Source organism: Acinetobacter sp. FDAARGOS_494 (assembly GCF_003812225.1).
GTDB classification, from domain to species: Bacteria; Pseudomonadota; Gammaproteobacteria; order Pseudomonadales; family Moraxellaceae; genus Acinetobacter; species Acinetobacter baumannii.
Genome location: NZ_CP033866.1, coordinates 3596210 through 3616998 on the forward strand (window position 1 = coordinate 3596210; position 20789 = coordinate 3616998).

The window sequence follows — 20789 nt, forward strand, 5'->3', positions numbered from 1 at the left end:
CACTATCCAATAAGTCCTAATCTTCATCCATATTTTCCAAATTAGATAAAAAGCAGTAATTTAATTTTTTAATTTAAGTTTTTGAAATATAGATGTTTCTTTGTTTTTAATTTTTATCCAGTTTGATTGATTTTGATAATTGCGCAGAGATTGGATAATGCTTGCAGCTTTTGGACAGTCTAAAAAAAATTTCAGATAGAAGATAAAGCCATAACAATGTCAGGAGTTGACACTATGGCTGGTCAAACCATTCAAATTAAAACTGCATCTGGAAAGCAGTTCAGTGCATATCTAGCGACACCAGAAACAGGAAAAGGACCTGGTGTGGTGCTTTGTCAGGAAATCTTTGGGGTGAATGCAGCAATGCGGGAAAAGGCAGATTTTCTTGCAGAAGAAGGCTATACCGTTTTAGTACCTGATCTATTTTGGCGTGTAGCACCTAATATTGAACTCGGTTATACACCAGATGATTTTCAAAAAGCTTTTGAACTTTATCAGCAATATGACGAAAACCTCGGTGTTGAAGATATTCAAGACAGCTTAGCTTTTTTAAAGATACGACCAGAATGTGATACCTCTACAGGTCTCGGCGTGGTTGGCTATTGTTTAGGTGGAAAGCTAGCTTATTTGGCAGGCTGTCGACTTTCGGAAGTGGCATGTGCCGTAGGTTATTACGGTGTAGGCATTGAAAAAACTTTAGATGAGTTAGCTAACGTAAAAGGACGTTTGGTTTTACATATTGCAGAACTGGACCAATTTACACCGCCAGATGCGAGACAAGCGATTGTCGATGCAGTTAACCAATATTCAAATGTACAAGCTTATGTTTACGAAGGTGTTGATCATGCCTTTGCACGACCAAAAAGCAACCATTACCACAAACCTTCAGCACGCTTTGCTCACGAGCGTACAGTAACAGCACTACATGAAACGATTGGGCCGAAATATGACTTAGTTACACTCTGGGAAGAGCATATTCGTCATGAGTTCGATACGCGTGACGTCCCCGCAACTATGGCAACAATGGTCGCAGAACCTTATGTCAACCATATTCCAACGTTAACTGGTGGGGTAGGCCAAAGCCAGCTTGCTCGTTTTTATCAATATCACTTTGTTCATCAAAACCCGAAAGATATGAAGATCACCTCGATCTCTCGTACCGTTGGCTCAACGCAAGTGGTAGACGAGTTCATTATGAGCTTTACACACGACGCTGAAATTGACTGGTTATTACCAGGTGTAAAACCAACTGGTAAATACGTCGAAATTCCAATGTTAGGTGTAATTCAGTTCAGAGGTTCAAAGCTGTGCCATGAGCATATTTACTGGGACCAAGCGTCTGTACTTGTTCAAATTGGTTTATTAGACCCAACAGGCTTACCAGTTGCAGGTATTGAGACAGCGCGAAAACTTCTTGATGAAGATCTTCCTTCCAATACGTTGATGCCATCTTGGTCAAGTAGTGAAGGCAAGCCAGTCAGTTAAGGAGTATTTGCAATGAATATAAATTTAAGAGGAAAAGTCGCTGTGGTAAGCGGCGGTGCAACACTCATTGGCAAAGCCGTTGTGCAAGCCTTAGTCAGTGCAGGTGCTCATGTCGCTATTTTAGATATTGATGCAAAAGGTAAGGCGATTGCAGAAAGCTTTAACCATGATGTGATGTTTATTCAAACCGATTTAACCAGTGATGCAGCTATTCAACAAGCTGTGGCGGATATTCACCAACATTTAGGTGAAGTGAGTTGCTTGGTCAATCTGGCATGTACCTACTTAGATGATGGTTTTAAATCTTCACGTCAGGACTGGTTACAAGCACTCGATATTAATTTGGTCTCTACCGTTGAGCTGAGTCGTGCTTTATACCATGACCTAAAAAAGCAGCAAGGTTCAATCGTTAACTTCACTTCAATCTCGGCCAAAGTAGCACAAACAGGGCGCTGGTTATATCCGGTTTCTAAAGCCGCGATACGTCAACTCACACAAAGCATGGCAATGGATTTTGCTACCGATGGTATTCGCGTCAATTCAGTTTCTCCCGGTTGGACATGGTCACGAGTCATTGCAGAAGTCAGTGGCAATAACCGTGAAAAGGCCGATAGCGTGGCAGCCGATTACCACTTGCTAGGCCGATTGGGTCATCCCGAAGAAGTCGCCAATGTTGTTTTGTTTTTATTGTCACCTGCTGCGAGCTTTGTCACCGGAGCAGATTATGCGGTCGATGGCGGATATTCAGTGATGGGCCCTGAAGGATTACAGCCCGCTATTCCACGTTTAGCTGAATAGCACAGCGTTTTAAAAGCACATTTAGAAAATTATGGAGAAGATTATGCGCCGTATTGCAATTGTTGGAGCAGGACAGTCTGGTTTACAGCTTGGTTTGGGCTTATTAGATACAGGCTATGACGTGACCATGATCACCAACCGAACTGCTGATGAAATCCGTCAAGGTAAAGTCATGTCAAGCCAGTGTATGTTTCATACCGCTTTACAAACTGAACGTGACTTGGGACTAAATTTTTGGGAAGAACAATGTCCAGCGGTAGAAGGCATTGGGCTAGCTTTAGTTAATCCTGAAAATGGTGGTAAAGCATTTGAATGGAGTGCTCGTCTTGAACGCTACGCTCAATCGGTCGATCAACGCGTCAAAATGCCATATTGGATGGAAGAGTTTGAACGCCGTGGTGGTCGATTGGTGATTCAAGATGTGGGAATAGAAGAGTTAGAACAACTCGTAAACGACTACGAACTTGTATTACTCGCCGCTGGTAAAGGTGAAGTCGTTAAACAGTTTGAGCGTGATGATGCACGCAGTGTCTTTGATAAACCGCAGCGCGCTTTGGCTTTGACCTACGTCAAAAACATGAAGCCAATTTCACCTTATTCACGTGTGACTTTTAACATTATTCCTGAAGTCGGGGAATACTTTTCATTTCCGGCACTAACCATCAATGGGCCTTGCGACATTATGGTATTTGAAGGTATTCCAAATGGGCCAATGGACTGTTGGCAAGATGTGAAAACACCAGAACAGCACCTGCAATGTAGTCTGGACTTACTCAAGAAATTTGTGCCTTGGGAATATGAACGCTGCGCAAATGTTGAATTAACTGATGCTGGCGGTTATTTGGCAGGGCGTTTCCCGCCGACGGTACGTAAGCCCGTTTTAACCTTACCCTCTGGCAAAAAGATTTTTGGCATGGCAGATGCCTTAGTGGTCAATGATCCAATTACCGGGCAAGGCTCAAACAATGCGGCTAAGTGTAGCAAGATCTATTTTGATGCCATTTTAGCCAATGATAATCAAAGCTTTAGTGAACAATGGATGGTTCAAACTTTTGAACGCTATTGGAGTTATGCAGAAAAAGTCGTGGCTTGGACCAATAGCTTGTTATTACCACCAGAGCCTCATGTCGTTGAACTCCTAGCAGCTGCAAGCCAAAACCAGAGCATTGCTTCAATTATGGCCAATAACTTTGATGACCCGCGCTCTTTTGCTCCGTGGTGGTTTGATGCAGATCAAGCTCAGGCATTCTTAGCTTCAAAAACCGCAGCAAAAGTCGCTTAAGGTCAAAATATCAAAGGAAGATTTAAAAATGGACACAATTGAAACTTTAGCTTTACAAGCGATTAATACTGAAAACCCAAGAGAAATTCGTAATTTGCTTGGTCAGTTTGCAACTGGCGTTACCGTGATTACAACTCGTGGTAAAGATGGCCGGAAAATAGGTATGACAGCCAATTCATTTTCATCTCTGTCTTTAGATCCGCCATTAATTTTATGGAGCCTTTCAAAAACGGCGCCAAGTTTGCCTGATTTTGTAGAAGCTGAATATTTTGCCATTCACATGTTGGCACAAGAGCATCATCAGCTTTCAGGGCATTTTGCTCGAGGTGCCGAAGACAAATTTGCAGGCATTGCTCATCAACAATGCAATGCAGGCGTTCCAATTTTGACGGATGCACTCGCAACCTTGGTTTGTCGCAATGTAAATCAGTATGAAGGCGGAGATCACCTGATTTTTATTGGTCAAATTGAACAATACCAACAGCGTCAAGGTGAACCATTGGTATTCCACGCAGGAAAATATCGGATTGCCGCTGAGCATCCAGAATTAGCACATTAATTCACCACAATCACGATCAATCCGGTCGTGATTTTTTTATAGGAAATAAGAAGATGAAAAGTACTTTAATTAAACATGGCTTTTTAGCAGGGACATTATTAGGTTTGCCGTGGGTTACACATGCCTATGATTTACCGACCGTAAATTTAGGCATGACCAGCTTTCTCGATGGTGGATTACCTGCAGGGCCCGGCTGGTATGCTCAAACCTATTTTCAAAATTACGATAGCAATAAACTGGTCGATGCCAAGGGACAAAAACTCGGTTTACCTAAAACAGATTTAAATTATCAAGTACTGGTTGAGCAGATTAGTTATTTATCGAATGTCCGAGTAAAAGATAAAGCCAGTCTAGGCATAAATTTTTTAATTCCTTTTGTGAGCAAAATGGACATGGATGATGGCTTGAATAATGCTGCCATTAAAGCCCAAAGTGGCTTTGGGGACATTATGATCGGACCTTTTATTCAGTTTGATCCAGTTATAGGTGCACAAGGACCGAAGTTTGTACATCGTTTTGAGTTTCAAGTGAATTTACCTACTGGCGAATACAATCAACAAAAAGATATTAACCCAAGTAATAACGCCGTTTCATTTGACCCTTATTGGGCTGCCACATATTGGTTTAATCCAAAATGGACAGCTTCAACGCGTATCCATTATCTCTATAACTTTAAAAATGATGACCCAAGCTATGCCTTTGCTGGAGCAAATGATATGCAGGCAGGGCAAGCAATCCATGCAAATTTTGCAACAGACTATGCTATTACCGAACAGTTCCGTTTAGGACTAAATGGCTATTGGTTAAAACAAGTCACTGACACTGAAGTGGATGGTGAAAAAGTCAATGGTCGACGTGAGCAAGTCTGGGCAATTGGTCCGGGTGCGATGTATAGTTTTTCTAAAAATGATCACTTGGTTGCAAATGCTTATTTTGAGCAAGATACTGAAAACCGACCAGAAGGTACGCGATTACAAGTTCGTTATGTCCATCATTTTTAAGTCATAAAAAAAAGCCTTTTATATCAACAAATATAAAAGGCTTTTATCTATTTTTTAATTTAAGAAAAAATTGAAGTAATGATGCCTGACCCTTCACTCTGTCCAGATCGGCGAGTAGACGAAGGTAACTCACCATAACGGTGTTTGTACTCTTGTGAAAAACGGCCTAAATGGGTAAATCCCCATTTAAATGCAACGTCAGTGACCGACAGATTTTCATTGTGCATGAGCTCTAAATGGGCTTGTTCAAAACGTAATTCTTTTAAATAAGACATTGGGGTTGTCCCCAAATAATTTTTAAAACCAGTAAATAGGGTTCTCACACTCACGCCTGCATGCTCGGCCAGAATTTCGACATTAAGCGGCTCATGTAAATGTTCTTTAATATAGGCTTCTGTACGCTTCACGAAATAAGGAGATACCGTTTTTTCTTTATAATAATCAATCTTATGTAATGCATTGTTGGGCTGACCATAAATCAGTGCATTAAATAGATTTGACTCAAACTGTTTAAAGGCTAAAGGATGATGGAGCGGATGCTGATCACATGCTAAAGCATCCATCAATGTTCTAACGAGCTGTAAAAAATAGGCTCCACCTTGGGTAGAAAAATCTAATTTAGGGTCAAAAACGAGTAAGTTATTTTCTGAATCAGCAATGTGTTGACGGCAATGGTAAGTAAAATCATCCTTTGAAACTTTTAGAATAAGCTGGGGTGAGTTCGCGTGCCAGCGCATACGTAAAGATTGCTGAGGAGAAATAAGAGAAGCAACTTGAGAATAAGAAATAAACTTTTGCGAACCAAACTCGATTTCTGCATAGCCTTGAGTTGGAATTTGAATTAAGTAAAAGTTATCAAGATGATCTGGTTCAATAATAACATCTGCGCCATATTCCAAGCGGCTAATAGACAATGCGCCTGTTTTAACATGGTGCATAGTTGCACTGAAATCTCGCTTCTGATGAGAGATTTTAAGATCATGCGGTTTAAAAATTTGGCCTACATTGCGGCAGGTTTCGCTTAAATCGTGGTGATCGAACACCAAATTATGATCAGTAAAGATCGACTCATTTTGAAAATGACGTCCATTGAGTTCGTGGGAGTTGGCTTGGTTCATATTTATCCCTTTTGGCTCACTCCTGTATTTACCTATGTTGCAAAAGCTTTAAACTTTCACTGTGCAATAAGTAAATACGGCACTTAAAAATTAAGTTAAGCGTAAAATACAATGAGATATAAGCAAGATATAGACCAATCTAACTGCTAGTTATTGTGATTTTCTCAAATTTTTACGTCGGATTTTGACTATCAATTTAATACATTCGAGAAATAGAATAAGGTGCTATAACTTAATCTCATCATGATCTTATTCCTTAAGATCTATCAAAACTTATAGCAAATCCGTGCGAACTGGTCAATTTATTTTGTCGGAATTTTTTATTTTATATTATTGATATATAAAAGCTTTTAACTTAAATGCAAAAATTCAATATACCCCTTATAAGAGTATATTGAATCATTTCAGGTTTAGTAGTTTTTAAGCTATTTATACTTTTAACGTGAGGTATTGCTCTGTAAAAATTTCTCGCTGTAGATACGGTAGTTTTGCAGAGCTTGCTCATCTAACCAATTTTTAACGGCTTCAATCATTGGCGGTGGGCCACATAAATACATATCAAAAGCTTGTTCGGCCAGTTGATCTTTATTTAAGTGCTCATGGATATAACCGGCTTTACCTTGCCAAGTTTCCGTTGCCTTAGTCACAATCGGGTGATAACTAAAGTTTGGTAGCTGTTCTGCATAGGCCTGTAAACGCTGTTGTTCACACAAGTCGGTTTCACTATTTACGCCGTAATATAACTGAACTGCAGGTGAGTTAGGCTGTTCAACCAAGTTATCAAGCATTCCCAAGAAAGCTGATAAACCAGTTCCACCTGCCACAAAAACCAGCGGTCGCTCTACTTCACGTAAATAGAAACTACCAAGCGGTGCTTCAATAAGTAGGCTTTGTCCAACCTGACAACGGTCACGTAAGTAATTACTCATCACACCGTCTGGTAAGAGACGAATGAGAAATTGCAATTGATTGGTCGCATTTGGTCTATTTGCAAAAGAATAAGAACGCCAGTCTTCAGTATCCGGTATTTGCAAACGAGCATACTGACCCGGCAAAAACTGAAGTTGTTCAGCGTGACTGCTTGCATCAAGATGTAAGATTGCTGTCGTTTCAGAAACCAGCTCAACCGCAGTCACTTTGGTTTCAATTTTTAAGGTATCACCAGCGTTACAGATAGCAGAATCATGATCGAAATAAAAAGCTGCATCAGATTTTACACGGGTCTGGCAAGCTAACATTTTTCGCTCGGCCAAATCACGCTCACTTAATGCATCTTCATCAACATATTCTTGTTCATAAATACCGGTTTCACACTGTCCCTGACAGGTACCACAAACACCTTCGCGGCAGTCTAACGGCAGGTTAATTCCTTGACGAACTGCTGCATCAAGCAACAATTCATCGTTATTCACTGAAATGAAAAAGGTTTTGCCATCGGCAAAGTTAAGTGCAACTGAATGTCCCATTTTCATTCCCCTTAAACGTGATAGAAGTCTAAAACGGAATCAATTTTGTCATTCAGCAAAATGCTGTGCTGACGACGAATGCGGAAACCATCTGCGGTTTGACGCAAAAGATAAGTAGCGTGTCCGTAAAAACAGCCTTCTAAACCTTGACGATTATAAAGCGTTTGCCATGCAACTTTTGCTTCGATAAGACCATCTTCCAGTGTTTTAACTCGGATGTTGTTTATGCTGTGCAAAGTACGTGGTAACGGCGTTGCAGAGGCTGCTTTACCTGTACGAATACGGAATACACGGTCTTCGAGTCCAGTACGGTCCGCATAATAAATATAAGACAAGCCCTGATTTGGATCTTGAACATAGTTATGGTCATCAATCCACTGTGGGATATGATATTCACTATCTTCATCGTAAAGCTCTAGGTAGGCATCCCAGTCATAAGCATCACAAAGCTCTGCCTTTTTGTACAAAAACTGAGATACAGCAAAATGTAGTTCTTGTGACATGGTTACACCTCATCCATTACGGCATTGTTTTCAAAAGTAATATCCTGCATTTTCAGCGCTTTTTTATTTAAGCCATCGAGCATGAGACGTTGCCAGTGTCCATGCTGGTTTACATAGAGTCCTTCATGGGTAAATTCACGGCCAGTAATAACGGGTTGAATGCCTAAATCTTGTGAGTTTTTGGTCGCGCCATATTCCCAAGACTGACAACCACGTGAAATATCGCTCCAACGTTCAAGTCGTGCCTGAAAACCTTTTTGCTGTTCACGGAATTCAACTAAATCGTCTGGTGTACCAAGGCCTGATACGTTAAAGAAATCTTCAAACTGGCGAATACGATTACGGCGTGCTTCAGTAGATTCACCTTTAACACCAATACATTGGCTAATGACTTCAGTTTTATTCCATGCCACAGGGCGAACAATACGAAGCTGTGAGCTAATTTGATCCATAAAAAATAGGCTAGGGTACAAGTTCAAATTTCTTAAACGATGCATTGCCCATTCAGCATATTTTTCGCCATATTTTTCAACCATATATGGCATAACTGTGCTGTAGCCTGGACGAACTGTCGGATTTGGCATGTCACTGAATAAAACACTATGGCCATTTTTAAAACTAAACCAGCCATCATCAGTTTCTGAGTCACCTGCACCTAATTTACTGTAGTCGAGCGTGTCGAGTTCGGCACCTTTTGATGCATTGACTTGCTGACGGTGTTGAACTGTAGAGACATAGTTATAGTGAACGGTACTTACATGATAACCATCTAGACCATTTTCATTTTGTAGCTTCCAGTTACCTGCAAAGGTATAAGATGACTTACCTTGTAATACTTCGAGTTCACCTGTTGGCGACTGGTTAACCATTAAATCAAGGAACAGTTTTGCATCGCCCAAAAAGTCTTCTAGTGAATCTGTTGCTTGAGTATCAAGACTTACAAATACAAATCCACGGTAGCTGGCAATACGGCCTTGTTTTAAACCACGGCTTGATTTATCAAAATCTTCACAATATTCGCTAGGCGCTTTGACTTTAACCAAACGGCCATCTGATTTATAACACCAAGCATGAAACGGGCAGGTAAATGTAGATTGATTGCCTTTAGCAACACGTGTTAAGGTCGCACCGCGGTGTTCACAAGCATTCACCATGGCATGTAGTTCGCCTTTACCATCACGGCTTACAATAATCGGTTGGCGGCCAATTTGAACGGTTAGGAAATCATGATTGTTTGGAATTTCACTTTCGTGACATGCGTAAATCCAAACCTTTTCAAAAATAAATTCCATTTCCAAGTCAAATAGTTCTGGCTCGGTAAACATGTCGCGTGCGATACGGAACACGCCATCGTTAGGACGGAAGTCGATACATCCATCTATAAAATCATTCCATTGTTTTAAATTAGATGAGGTCATTTACTCAATCCTCCAATCAATCAGCTTTTAACTGATTGAACCGCGATTAAGCATTGCTCTCTATCCGTTTTTTCCAGATCTTTATCCACTTTGTGCAGTTTTGATTTTTTAATTGAACTCTTTTGAAGAAAGAGTAGAGATTTAAATTTGTATGTGTTTTAAGCTATTAAAGTTTCCTATAATGTTAAGCAGCATAAAAATGAAACTTTGTGAACTAAGTCTATGAAAGAACAAAACTTAAAATTACAAATTAGAATTCTTTTAGAGCAAAATATTGCATTTGGTCCGGGTAAGGCGGATTTACTTGAAGCAATTGCGAGAACTGGTTCAATCTCACAAGCTGCAAAATCTATGAATATGAGCTATCGCCGTGCATGGCAGTTAGTCGACACCATGAATCAATGCTTTGAAACAGCTTTAGTGGAAACACAAACGGGGGGAACACATGGTGGTGGGGCAGCTATCACAGCTTTGGGCCAGAAAGTCTTACAGCATTACCGTCAAATGGAAAACAATGCCCGACAAGCTTTAGAGCATGATTACCAAATCATGAGTAGTTATTTAAAAGGTTAAGATAAAAGATTGCATAACGATGAAATCTTTTGATTTGGTATAGCTTTTGCTTAATATCAAGTGCACGCCGAAAAAGCACTGCTGCATTCCAGTCATCTATAGTTAACGAATTATGCTTTTCATAATCTTCGTGTAGCGCTATATTCTTGGGTATATATCGCTGCAAAAAAACACAAAAAAGGTAAACATAATGGTAAGTGATACGAAGATAAAAAATTTGGCTTTCGCCTGTTCAGTCCTCAGCATAGGATTGGTCTTTAATGTTCCAGCCAAGGCTGAATCAGTTACTGTTTATGCAGCAGCAAGCTTAACGAATGCAATTAACGATTTAGAAAAAATTTACGAAAAACAGAATAAAGTAGAAGTTAAAACTTCATATGCAGGTTCATCGACCTTAGCTAAACAAATTGAAGCTGGAGCACCAGCTGATATTTTTATTTCAGCAGATACCCAGTGGATGGATTATCTACAAAACAAAAAATTAGTTGCAACAAATGACCGTATAAATTTATTAGGTAATCGTTTGGTTCTAATTACCCCTAAAGGGCAATCATTAAACATAAAACTAGATAAAACGACCGATCCCAATAGAGTGTTTACAGGAAAGATTTGTACAGGAGATACCAAAAGTGTGCCTGTAGGCAAATATGCCAAACAAGCTTTTACTAATTTAGGTTGGTGGAGTCGTATTGAGCCAAAGTTAGTTGAAACAGAAGATGTTCGAGCTGCTTTAAACTTTGTTGCGCGTGGTGAATGTCAGGTCGGTATTGTCTATGCAACCGATGCTGCGATTAGCAAAGACGTGAAGGTAGCTGGCATATTTCCGGAAAATACACATTCACCAATTATTTATCCTTTAGGGTTGATTAAAAAGAATCCGAACTCAACAAAGTTCTATCAATTTTTACAAAGCAATCAAGCCAAAGCTGTTTTTAAAAAATATGGCTTTAGCGTGTTGGCTCCAGTCAAGCCATGATGTTTTCTCTAACCCCAGAAGAGCTCAGCGTTCTGCAACTTTCTTGTAAGGTTGCAGCAAGTTGTCTTGTGGTCAGTATTATTCCTGCAATTTGTGTGGGATGGTTTTTGGCACGTAAAGAGTTTTGGGGTAAGTCATTCATTGAAACATTGGTGTTTTTACCTTTGGTGTTACCGCCAGTTGTACCTGGTTATTTGCTTTTACAAGTTTTTGGGAGCCGCGGCATTATTGGACAATATTTGGCACCGCTCGGAATTGATTTTGCATTTAACTGGAAAGGCGCCGTTCTTGCTTCGGCAGTGATGGGTTTCCCGTTATTGGTGCAATCTATTCGTCTAGCGATTGAACTGGTCGATCAGCGTTTAGAAATGGCAGCAAAGACATTAGGTGCCTCATCTTTAGGGGCATTTTTTCATGTCACTTTGCCTCTTGCCAGCAGTGGCATTTTAATTGGTGCTATTTTATGTTTTTGCCGTAGTTTAGGAGAGTTTGGGGCCACCATTACTTTTGTGGGTAATATTTCAAATGAAACACGGACTTTGCCTCTAGCCATGTATAGCTTAATGCAACAACCCGATACAGAAGCTGCTATTCAAAGGCTTATTGTTTTATCGTTAAGTGTAGCTTTTTTAGCGCTATGGTTTGCCCAGTGGTTTCATCGTTATCAAAAGAAGCGGTTAGGACGGTAAAATTATGTTGATTGAATGCCGTTTTCAGCTACACATGGGCCAGTTTCATATTGAACCTAGTTTCCAGTCAGATGCTTCTGTTATTGGGCTATTTGGTGCCTCTGGGTCAGGTAAAACGTCCATTTTACATGCCATTGCAGGGCTGAACACTCCGCGTAGTGGGCTTATTAAAATACAGGATCAAACGTGGTTTGATTCAAATCAAAAAATTAATGTCAGCACGCAAAAACGGCATGTTGGATTGGTTTTTCAAGATGCTCAGCTTTTTCCGCATAAAACAGTCAAGCAAAATTTATTATTTGGTTTTCAGCATCTTTCCCAACAAGAACGTCAATTTGAAGCAGATTACATTATTGAGTTATTAAAGTTAGGGCATTTATTACAACGTATGCCTATCAAACTCTCAGGTGGGGAAAAGCAGCGCGTGGCACTAGGTCGAGCATTATTATATTCGCCTAAGCTGTTACTGCTTGATGAACCTTTATCAGCATTAGATGCGAATCATAAAGCTGAAATTATTCCTTTTTTTCAAAAGGTAAAAGAGGAAATTAAAATTCCGATGATTTATGTAAGTCATGATATTCAAGAGATTAAACAACTGACCGAAACAATGTGGATTTTATAATTTTTCATTTTTTATACGCATTTCCAAACTTACGAGAGTCGGAGTTATAGAGAACTCATTCTGAGCCTGCGGGAGATCGAATCCTAAAAAGTTACTAGTTTTGATAAACCATAAATCTGATTTTAGCCGAATAAATCAAAACCTGTCTTATTGAAAATGATTATTAATAACAAAATATTCTTGACCTTTAAATTTTATAAACTAATTATAAAACAATGTCTTAGCTTGTAATTTTAAGCTGTAACTCATTTGTATCAGATCATAATTTGAACTTTTATATCCATTTGCTATTGATAAGAATGATAATTATTTGCAATTATATTTATAGATTTCTTTATAATATAAATTGGAGTATTCACATGCGCTCTACCATCGTGGTCACAGGTGCTGCAAGAGGGATAGGAGCGGCTATCGCCAAGCAACTACTAGATCAGGGGTATCATGTTATTGGTATTGACTGTCAAAAAAATCCTGAACAATGGGATATCAGTAAAACAATGACGTCAGATCAATCTTCACAATGGCAAGGCATCTCACAAGACATTACCCATCAACAAGAAACACAAACTTTAATTTCAGAGCTGTTAGAAAAATACGAAATTACGGGGTTAGTAAATGCAGCAGGAGTATTAATTATGCGCTCCATGCTTGAAGCAAAAACGGAAGATTGGGAAACACTTTTTGCGGTCAATGTCATGGCGCCTATCGCGATCAGCCAACAAGTTGCTAAACATTTTTGTGCAAAAAGGCGGGGTAGCATTGTCACTATTAGTTCAAATAGTGCGCGTATGCCACGTATGCAACTTGGTATGTACGCCACCACTAAGGCTGCACTAAGTCATTTTTGTCGCAATCTGGCACTTGAAATCGCACCTTATCAAGTCAGACTGAATATCGTTTCACCTGGATCTACTCTCACTCAAATGCAGCAACAACTCTGGACAGATAATGCACCTCCACCTGCAGTAATTGATGGTGATTTAAGCCAGTACCGAACAGGAATTCCATTAAGAAAACTCGCGCAACCAGATGATATTGCCAATACCGTGAGCTTTTTACTTTCGGACCGAGCGGCCCAAATTACAATGCAAGAAATAGTGGTAGATGGAGGAGCTACACTTGGGGTTTAAAGCTTACTTCAGCACAACAATACACTGAAATTAAAGAACAAATATTTTTAAAGATAGAAAAGGAAAATACCAATGAGTATTCCAAAGATTGCAAGTTACAGCATGCCCCAAGCGCACGAATTTACTCCAAACAAAACAAATTGGCCATTGCATACCAGTCGTGCTGTTTTATTGGTTCATGATATGCAGCAATATTTTTTAGATTTCTATGATCTAACCCAAGAACCTATTCCAGAACTAATTCAAAACACTAAGGCATTAATTGATGCTGCTCGCCAGTCTAATATTCCCGTTGTTTATACAGCACAACCTGGCAACCAGTCACCTGAATATCGGCAGTTATTAACCGACTTTTGGGGGCCTGGTTTAAAGGATGAGCCAAGCATCACACAGATTTTTCCGAAAATTTCACCTCAAAAAAATGATACGGTGCTTACTAAGTGGAGATATAGTGTTTTTAAATTTTCTCCGCTCGAACAACTCATGCGAGACTCTGGTCGCGATCAACTGATTATCTGTGGTGTATATGCACATATTGGTTGTCTAATGAGTGCTGCGGAAGCATTTATGCTAAACATACAGCCATTTTTATGTGGTGATGCGCTGGCTGACTTTAGTAGAGAAGAGCACGATATGGCATTAAAATATGCCAGTACACGATGTGCTCAAGTTATGACAACACAACAAGTAATCCAAGCATGGATACAAGAATAAGATGCACTACCTCTAGAATAAAAATCATTTAACTTTCTGTATTTAAGATATAAAGAGCAGGTCATTGATCTGCTTTTTATATGGGTCGAAATGAATACTTATAATAGAGGATGGATGCAATTCATCATTATTTAATCAATAAAATATAATGGTTATCATTATGTATTAGATAATTACTTAATATTGAATATTAAAACTTATGTGTATATGATACACCGTTAAACACAAATGATAATAATTATCATATGTTAACCATTATATAAAATAATGTTGAAGAGTGATATTAATGAAGAGGGTCGCCATATGGTTCAGTTCAAGATTGCATCTATTCGCAAAGTGCGTACATGTAAAAAGCAAAGAGAGGGATAATATGGGAGTTATTTTAAAACGTAATAATTAGCTCGGAGCTTATTTATAGGGTAGTAAGTTCTAATTTATAGATCAAATCATTTCCATAATTTTCAGGTAAATATAGTCAAAATAATTTTAAAAAATTCCTATATTTCTAGACATTAAGGTTCAGTAAGATGACGACAATATCAAAATCATTATTAAATGGATTACCGATAAAAAAATCGAGGGTACAAGTTTTTGAGATTTTAAATCAGAACCCACAAGGCTTAAGCGCGGTAAGTATCTATGCGCAAATTAAAAATGAACATAAAATTACGTTAGGTACCATTTATCGAATTTTATCTGAGTTTGAAAACCGTAAAATCATCAAAAGGGTGTTTTTAGGAAAAAGTAAAAGTATTTATAAGCTTAGAAAAGACAAGATGAGCTGTAACCTCATTTCGCTCAAAACCTCTGAAGCCTTGAACTTTGAAAATGAGAAAGTTAAAGAATTACTTCATGAGGTTACGGATATTATTTTTGCAAACACCGGAGTCGACATTAGTAGTGTTGAACTCAATCTTTATACTGAATAAAAATCTTTTAAACTGTTATAAAAATAAAGGACAGCATCATACTGTCCTTTATGCATTCTTAAATGAGTTATTTAATGACTTTAATACGAGTCGTAGCCGGAATAATTAACGGTGAGTTCTTAGCAACATAGCTTTCAAGCGCATCGATATCTTGACCACCACCGACACGGTTTTGGCCTTCTTTTAATACCGTAAAGTTGTCACCACCATCTGCCAAGAAACTATTTACCGTCACGCGATATACTTTAGTGTCAACTAATGGTGAACCAGCAACCATGATGTTACTTGCTCGTGGTGAAACAGATGTATTTGCCGCATATTGATAACTCAACTCTTTAGACGGCTGTAAAATTCTAGGCGAATTTGCATTTGCACCAGACCATTGTTGTTCAAGCACATCTCTAATCTGTTTACCGGTTAAGCTCAAAGTCACAATCGAGTTACCGAAAGGTTGAACTGCAAAAATATCACCAAACGTAATCTGGTTATTGCTGTTAATCAGTAGGTCAGCACGTACACCACCCGGGTTCATTAACGTAAAATCCGAACCTTGATTACTTGCTTGAAGAGCGGCAGCTTGCTGCGCATCGGCAATCATATCACCTAGTGGGCTTTCACCACTTTCGACTTGCGTACGGCTCACAACGGCAGTAGAAGTTCCAACAACACGCCCAGAAATTGTGGTTACTGCTTGACGGTATTTATCTAAAATCGCTTCGATACTTGGTGTCTTACTAAATTTTTGATAGAGGTCTGTCAGACTTACAGTGGTTGTACCCGAAGTATAGGCCTCACTTTGAACCGGAATTTGTTTAGCATCCTTTTTAATGATATCGCCAGTTTTACCATCCAACTCCACCTTAATATCGGTAATAAGAGTGCCATATTGGCCAGCTGAGGTTAGTAAAAATGGTTTAGCTGGATTCTTGGTTGCATAATCACAAATATAAGACTGATGTGTATGCCCCGAAACAACAATATCAACTGCCGGATTTAACCGATCTAAAATACCTAAAATTGGTCCACTTAAGCCATCACATGTTTTTTGATTGAGTTTCGTACTTGGCGCTGCACCTTCATGGACAACGACGACAATCGCTTCAATACCTTGTTTTTGGAGTTCAGGAATTAAAGCATTTACCGTATCTGCTTCATCACGGAATTCAACATCTTTAATACCCACCGCTGAAACAATACTTGGAGTCGCTTTGAGTGTTAAACCAATAAAAGCTACAGGAATCCCGCCATAAGTTTTGACTTTATAGGCAGGAAAAATCGTTTTACTTGTATCATTTTTCATTGCCACGTTAGCTGCAAGGAAATTGAATTTTGCGCCGCTAAAGTTTTTATTAATTTGGCATGGGGCAGTGCTGGTATATTGTTGACAACCGCCATTTTGTAAACGACGCAATTCATCTGTACCACGGTCAAACTCATGATTTCCAACCGCATTGAAGTCAATTTGAATATCATTCATGACTTCAATAGTAGGCTCATCTAGAAATAACGAAGAAGTGAGTGGGGAAGCACTAATTAAGTCACCTGCTGACACAACAGCATTATTGGGATTTTGAGCTTTAAGTTTCTTAATTGCATCTGCAAAGTAACTCACACCACCGACAGGAATACGTACAGTTTGAGATGCATCATTTGGATTCGCTGCTTCAACGTAACGTTTAGGTGGTTCTAAATTTCCGTGAAAGTCATTGAAAGCTAAAATATTTACAGTTTGGTTACTTCGCGGTGCTGGTGTGCTTGAATCATTGTCATCATTATCATTACAGCCTACCAATAAGGCCATTGCCAGACATAAAGATGTTGTCTTAAATAGTATGTTTAAAGTCGTCATTTTTTATCAATTGATGAATTAAGATGCATAAAAAATACGCATAGAGTATGAATATTTGATGAAAATTGAAACTGAATCGAAATAGAATGATCTTTAAAAAATTAATGTTAAGATGATGGTAGATATGGATGACTAGAAGGAAGTAAATAAGGCAAAAATAAATATTAATTTTAAGGTTTTCATAAAAAATTCATGAATTTGCAATAAAGCAGTTACAAAATGTCCGGTGAATAAAATCGGTTATACATTAATAAATTAATCTTTTTTATTCATTTTAACTTTTTTACCCAGTATAAGAGTCAAGAATGACATCATTGCCCACTTTAGCTAGCTCAAACCAGCACAATTTAGAAACGTATATTAATAGAGAACTATCTTTATTAGAGTTTCATAAACGGGTGCTTGCTCAAGCCAAAGATATAGAACACCCATTACTGGAACGTTTGAATTTTTTAATTATTTTTTCGCGTAATCTGGATGAGTTTTTTGAAATTCGTGTGGCAAGTTTAATCCAGAAAATTAGCTTGATGAGTCAGGCAACCGGACCAGAAGGTTTACCGTTAGTAGAAGTATTAAAGCAAATTTCAAAAAATGCTCATGAGGCGGTTGAAGAGCAATATAAAATCTTAAACTATACTTTGTTACCGCAACTCCAAGGCTATGGCGTTCATTTTATTCAGCACGGCGATATATTAGAAAAGCATAAAGAATGGATTAAAGAATACTTTTTTAAAGAAGTACAACCCGTAGTTACGCCAATCAGTCTAGATCCAGCACACCCATTTCCAAGATTGGTCAATAAAAGTCTAAACTTCATTGTAACTTTAGAAGGTAAAGACGCTTTTGGACGTCAAATTGATTTAGCTATTGTGCCGGCACCGCGTTCGTTACCAAGACTTGTTAAAATTCCAGAACATATTTCTGGCGGTGCGGAGCATTACATTCTGCTCTCGGCCATTATCCATCAACATATTTCGGATTTATTTCCGGGTATGAAAGCGACGGGCTGTCATCAATTTCGTGTAACTCGAAATGCCGATTTAACCGTTTCTGAAGATGTAGAGGACTTGGCTGCTGCTTTAAAAGGCGAATTATCTTCACGCCGTTTTGGCCAAGCAGTTCGTTTGGAAGTAGCAAAAAAATGTCCTGAAGAAATTGCTAACTATTTATTAGAGCAATTCGATTTAGATGCAGAACATCTTTACTACGTCGATGGCCCCGTTAATTTAGCCCGTTTTATCTCAAACTTTGATTTACCAGAGTTACGCTATAAACCATATCAACAAGTTTTGCCTCAGCTTTTATACACTAAAAAACCGATTTTTGATGTGTTAAAAGCAGGAGATGTTCTACTTCATCATCCATTTGATTCTTTTGCACCTGTTATCAAGTTCCTTCGGGAAGCTGCGCAAGATCCAAATGTCTTGGCAATTAAACAAACCTTATACCGTAGTGGTGCCAACTCGGAAATCGTACAGCTACTTGCAGAAGCGGCGCGTAATGGTAAAGAAGTAACCGCGGTTATTGAGTTGCGGGCACGTTTTGATGAAGAATCAAATATTGAAGTCGCAAACGTTTTACAAGAAGCTGGCGCAGTCGTGGTGTATGGCATTGTTGGCTATAAAACTCACGCTAAAATGATTTTAGTGGTCCGCCGTGAACAAGACAAAATCAAAAGATATGTGCATTTAGGTACAGGCAACTATCATGCAGTGAATGCCAAAATCTATACCGATTTTGGTTTGCTGACCAATGATGCGGAAATTTGTGAAGACGTCCATAAAATTTTCCAAGAACTGACCGGTATGGGCAAAATGGCAAAGCTTAAAAAGCTTTTTCATGCGCCATTTACCTTACATTCTCAGCTGTTAGAACTTATTGAACAAGAAATTAAAAATAGCCTTGCTGGTAAAAAAGCACACATCATCATTAAAGTGAATGCGCTTACTGAACCACAGCTCATCAGCGCGCTTTATAAAGCATCACAAGCTGGTGTAAAAATTGATTTAATTATTCGTTCAATTTGCTGCTTGAGACCACAAGTTGCAGGACTTTCAGAGAATATTCGAGTACGTTCAATCGTTGGTCGTTATTTGGAGCATACGCGGGTTTACTATTTTTATAATGATGGTGATACAAAAGTTTATTGTGCAAGTGCAGACTGGATGGAACGTAATTTGTTCTCTCGTATTGAAACCTGCTTCCCAATTGAAAATAAAAAATTAAAGAAACAAGTCATTGAAGATGGCTTAAACAACTATTTGAAAGACAATCGTCAAGCATGGGAATTACAGGCTGATGGAACTTGGGTGCAATGTCATCCTAAGCCGGAAGAAGAACTTTATATTGCACAGCAACACTTGATGAACTTAGCTGGGTAAGGCATAAGTCATAACAGAACATTGACCTGTTATGACTTTTCAAATGCTTTTGAAAGATCAGGATTTATTAAAATTTGGACAAAAAACACAATTATCGAACAATATCTTGTTCCGAGCTTATCTACAAACGTGGCATTTTTAATTAGAATAAATTTTTAATTGCCTTATGTGATTTAATCAAGTGATTCATTTCACGAGATTAGTACTGACTGGAGTAAAATTTATGCAATGGACAAAACCAGCTTTCACTGATTTACGTATTGGTTTTGAAGTAACAATGTACTTTGAAGCACGTTAATCATTTCTATTCAAATCTGTCATAAGCCCTAGTCTTGTTCTAGGGCTTATGTCTTTCTAATAAGATATTAATTTTATGCATATTTATATTTTAGGTTCAGCAGCTGGAGGCGGTTTCCCTCAGTGGAACTGTAATTGTCCTAATTGTCATGGTGTTCGTACAGGTACGATTAATGCCAAAGTGCGTACTCAATCTTCAATTGCAATTTCAGAAAACGGCGTAGACTGGATTTTATTAAACGCATCACCAGATATCCGTCAACAATTATTTGATTTTAAAGCGGCTCAACCAGCACGAAAATTACGTGATACTGGTATTACCAATGTTATTTTAATGGATAGCCAACTTGACCATACCACTGGACTTTTAACTTTACGTGAAGGCTGCCCAATGAATGTGTGGTGTACTGAAATGGTCTATCAAGATCTCACCACGGGTTTTCCGGTATTCAATATGTTGAAACACTGGAATGGTGGTCTTCAATATCATCAAATTGATCCTAAACAAGCTTTTAAAATTAATGGTTTCGAAAATTTAGAATTTTTACCATTAATTATTCAAAGCGCGGCACCCCCATATTCCCCACATCGCCATGATCCGCATGAGGGAGATAATATTGCTTTAATTATTAAAGATCATAAAACACAGAAGCAGTTATTCTATGCGCCAGGTCTTGGAAAGATTGATGATCAAATCATGCAGATTATGCAAGATTCTGACTGCGTCATGATTGATGGCACACTATGGACAGATGATGAAATGCAGCAAACCGGTGTAGGGAAAAAAACTGGCCGTGAAATGGGGCATTTATACATTAGTGGTGAAGGCGGTTCGTTGTCTTATTTGAACCAACTCAGTACACCAAAGAAAGTGCTAATTCATATTAACAATACCAATCCGATTTTAAATGAAAACTCTGCTCAATTTGCTGAACTAAAAGCAAATGGTGTAGAAGTTGCCTTTGATGGCATGCAAATTGAACTCTAAGGTGAAAC

At 38.6% G+C, this 20789-nt stretch carries 20 protein-coding genes; 15 read left to right on the forward strand and 5 right to left on the reverse strand.

Annotated elements, in window-relative coordinates; all coding sequences use genetic code 11:
• Positions 1-234: 234 nt before the first annotated feature.
• From EG365_RS17555 to EG365_RS17575, 5 genes are read left to right on the forward strand one after another with little or no spacing between them, the layout of a single operon-like run.
• Positions 235-1485 (forward strand): dienelactone hydrolase family protein, encoded by a 1251-nt coding sequence (locus tag EG365_RS17555; RefSeq protein ID WP_000918635.1) that lies wholly within the window; start codon positions 235-237, stop codon positions 1483-1485.
• A 12-nt stretch (positions 1486-1497) separates the two neighbouring features.
• Positions 1498-2283, forward strand: coding sequence for an SDR family oxidoreductase (locus tag EG365_RS17560; protein ID WP_001024687.1), 786 nt, complete (start codon positions 1498-1500; stop codon positions 2281-2283).
• 43 nt (positions 2284-2326) lie between these two features.
• Complete coding sequence (locus EG365_RS17565; RefSeq protein ID WP_001252589.1) at positions 2327-3565, forward strand: styrene monooxygenase/indole monooxygenase family protein; 1239 nt, start codon at positions 2327-2329, stop codon at positions 3563-3565.
• Positions 3566-3593: 28 nt separating this feature from the next.
• Positions 3594-4124, forward strand: coding sequence for a flavin reductase family protein (locus EG365_RS17570; protein WP_000379655.1), 531 nt, complete (start codon positions 3594-3596; stop codon positions 4122-4124).
• Positions 4125-4177: 53 nt separating this feature from the next.
• Positions 4178-5125, forward strand: coding sequence for a SphA family protein (locus EG365_RS17575; protein WP_000843234.1), 948 nt, complete (start codon positions 4178-4180; stop codon positions 5123-5125).
• A 59-nt stretch (positions 5126-5184) separates the two neighbouring features.
• On the opposite strand, the gene EG365_RS17580 is transcribed toward EG365_RS17575, so the two are convergent.
• The 4 genes from EG365_RS17580 to antA form a co-directional block, all read right to left on the reverse strand.
• Positions 5185-6243, reverse strand: a complete 1059-nt coding sequence (locus EG365_RS17580; RefSeq protein ID WP_001070643.1) for an AraC family transcriptional regulator — start codon at positions 6241-6243, stop codon at positions 5185-5187.
• Positions 6244-6680: 437 nt separating this feature from the next.
• Positions 6681-7715 carry an anthranilate 1,2-dioxygenase electron transfer component AntC gene (gene antC, locus EG365_RS17585; RefSeq protein ID WP_001987956.1) on the reverse strand — a complete coding sequence of 345 codons (1035 nt, stop codon included), beginning with the start codon at positions 7713-7715 and terminating at the stop codon, positions 6681-6683.
• A gap of 5 nt (positions 7716-7720) precedes the next feature.
• Positions 7721-8212, reverse strand: coding sequence for an anthranilate 1,2-dioxygenase small subunit (gene antB / locus EG365_RS17590; protein ID WP_000076813.1), 492 nt, complete (start codon positions 8210-8212; stop codon positions 7721-7723).
• A 2-nt stretch (positions 8213-8214) separates the two neighbouring features.
• Positions 8215-9630 (reverse strand): anthranilate 1,2-dioxygenase large subunit, encoded by a 1416-nt coding sequence (gene antA / locus EG365_RS17595; protein ID WP_000204402.1) that lies wholly within the window; start codon positions 9628-9630, stop codon positions 8215-8217.
• 222 nt (positions 9631-9852) lie between these two features.
• Here antA and EG365_RS17600 point away from each other — a divergent pair, with 222 nt between their 5' ends.
• From EG365_RS17600 to EG365_RS17630, 7 genes are all read left to right on the forward strand, one after another.
• The gene (locus EG365_RS17600; RefSeq protein ID WP_000664112.1) at positions 9853-10203 is read left to right on the forward strand and encodes a winged helix-turn-helix domain-containing protein; all 351 of its coding nucleotides are present in this window, start codon (positions 9853-9855) and stop codon (positions 10201-10203) included.
• A 190-nt stretch (positions 10204-10393) separates the two neighbouring features.
• Complete coding sequence (modA, locus tag EG365_RS17605; RefSeq protein ID WP_000253150.1) at positions 10394-11179, forward strand: molybdate ABC transporter substrate-binding protein; 786 nt, start codon at positions 10394-10396, stop codon at positions 11177-11179.
• Positions 11176-11868 carry a molybdate ABC transporter permease subunit gene (modB, locus tag EG365_RS17610; protein ID WP_000971585.1) on the forward strand — a complete coding sequence of 231 codons (693 nt, stop codon included), beginning with the start codon at positions 11176-11178 and terminating at the stop codon, positions 11866-11868. Before modA ends, modB begins: the two co-directional genes overlap by 4 nt.
• Positions 11869-11872: 4 nt before the next feature.
• The gene (locus EG365_RS17615) at positions 11873-12493 is read left to right on the forward strand and encodes an ATP-binding cassette domain-containing protein (protein ID WP_000904336.1); all 621 of its coding nucleotides are present in this window, start codon (positions 11873-11875) and stop codon (positions 12491-12493) included.
• A gap of 359 nt (positions 12494-12852) precedes the next feature.
• A complete protein-coding gene (locus tag EG365_RS17620) occupies positions 12853-13623 on the forward strand; it encodes an SDR family oxidoreductase (RefSeq protein WP_001257949.1) in 771 nt (256 codons plus the stop codon).
• Between the two features lie 72 nt (positions 13624-13695).
• Complete coding sequence (locus tag EG365_RS17625) at positions 13696-14337, forward strand: isochorismatase family protein (protein ID WP_000026862.1); 642 nt, start codon at positions 13696-13698, stop codon at positions 14335-14337.
• A 527-nt stretch (positions 14338-14864) separates the two neighbouring features.
• Positions 14865-15266 (forward strand): transcriptional repressor, encoded by a 402-nt coding sequence (locus EG365_RS17630; protein ID WP_000207886.1) that lies wholly within the window; start codon positions 14865-14867, stop codon positions 15264-15266.
• Positions 15267-15333: 67 nt separating this feature from the next.
• Here EG365_RS17630 and EG365_RS17635 read toward each other — a convergent pair whose 3' ends face one another.
• On the reverse strand, positions 15334-17115 hold the full coding sequence (locus EG365_RS17635) for a bifunctional metallophosphatase/5'-nucleotidase (protein WP_000209606.1): 1782 nt from the start codon (positions 17113-17115) through the stop codon (positions 15334-15336).
• A 305-nt stretch (positions 17116-17420) separates the two neighbouring features.
• Between EG365_RS17635 and ppk1 the strand changes: the two genes are divergently transcribed.
• The 3 genes from ppk1 to pqqB all read left to right on the forward strand — a co-directional run bounded on the left by ppk1 (position 17421) and on the right by pqqB (position 20781).
• Positions 17421-19496, forward strand: a complete 2076-nt coding sequence (ppk1, locus tag EG365_RS17640; protein WP_000202698.1) for a polyphosphate kinase 1 — start codon at positions 17421-17423, stop codon at positions 19494-19496.
• A gap of 223 nt (positions 19497-19719) precedes the next feature.
• On the forward strand, positions 19720-19794 hold the full coding sequence (gene pqqA, locus EG365_RS17645) for a pyrroloquinoline quinone precursor peptide PqqA (RefSeq protein WP_001982218.1): 75 nt from the start codon (positions 19720-19722) through the stop codon (positions 19792-19794).
• 75 nt (positions 19795-19869) lie between these two features.
• A complete protein-coding gene (pqqB, locus tag EG365_RS17650; protein ID WP_000548482.1) occupies positions 19870-20781 on the forward strand; it encodes a pyrroloquinoline quinone biosynthesis protein PqqB in 912 nt (303 codons plus the stop codon).
• Positions 20782-20789: the final 8 nt, after the last annotated feature.